The organism is Halorubrum sp. SP3 (assembly GCF_005435195.1).
GTDB lineage: Archaea > Halobacteriota > Halobacteria > Halobacteriales > Haloferacaceae > Halorubrum > Halorubrum sodomense.
This window is the reverse complement of the sequence record NZ_SGTU01000179.1, coordinates 1-773: the sequence shown is the minus strand read 5'-3', so window position 1 is coordinate 773 and position 773 is coordinate 1. Positions and strand designations below refer to the sequence as shown.

Below are 773 nucleotides of genomic sequence, written 5' to 3'. Positions count from 1 at the left end.
TCTTATCTGTTCCGTCTTCTCAATCGCCCGGTCAACCGTGTAGAGTACAGCGGCGATCTTACGTTGTTCAGAGATCGAGGGATATCGGATATCAACCTTACCAGTGAAGCCCCGATTGATTCCCTCTTGTGCGGAACCAGTGATTGTTCCATTAATCTGCTTCCACCCTTGATGAGACAATAGAAAGTAGAACAGATATGGCGAATTAATAGTTGAATCTGCCCGAAGTGTAAATATGTGTTCGTTCGTTACAATACGGTCGTCAGATTCCCACGCAATAGCTACGTCACCGGTGTTCGCACCATCTTTAACGACCAGAATGTCGTGTTTCTGTAATTGAGTCTCTTGAACCTGTGTAAAGTAGCTTTCAGGAATGTACACTAAGTCGCGAAGATCAATATATCCCTCTGAATCAATCTGAGTTCCACCAATACTGATATATTGCCCATCATCTAAACCTCCGCCTGTCGGGCGGCTTCCAGTTAGCAGATCAGAAAGAAGATAATCAAGTTTTGACTCTTGCCATTCGGATTTGGAGTTCTCTCCGGGCTTTACTTGCTGAAACTCATCCAGAGTTAGGTCTTCACTCATAGTCCAACACCTCCATATGTTCGCTCATCGTTGCTTCAATCTCGTTGCGTTCAGTCTGTAGTTCCCGTAGCTTCGCCAGTTCCTCTTTAACATCTATGTCCTCTTCAGGCTCAGTCGTGTCTACGTACAGAGCGACATTGAGATTGTAGTCGTTCTCCCGAATCTCATCCAACGAGACAGTT

The 773-nt window shown here is 45.3% G+C and carries 2 protein-coding genes; both read right to left on the bottom strand.

Going from position 1 to position 773, the window contains the following annotated elements; translation table 11 throughout:
- Positions 1-591, bottom strand: a 591-nt coding sequence (locus EXE42_RS16110; RefSeq protein ID WP_199240788.1) for a restriction endonuclease subunit S, incomplete at its 3' end; no start/stop codon positions are given.
- Positions 584-773, bottom strand: a 190-nt coding sequence (locus EXE42_RS16105) for an N-6 DNA methylase (RefSeq protein WP_137706971.1), incomplete at its 5' end; no start/stop codon positions are given. The genes EXE42_RS16110 and EXE42_RS16105, both read right to left, overlap by 8 nt.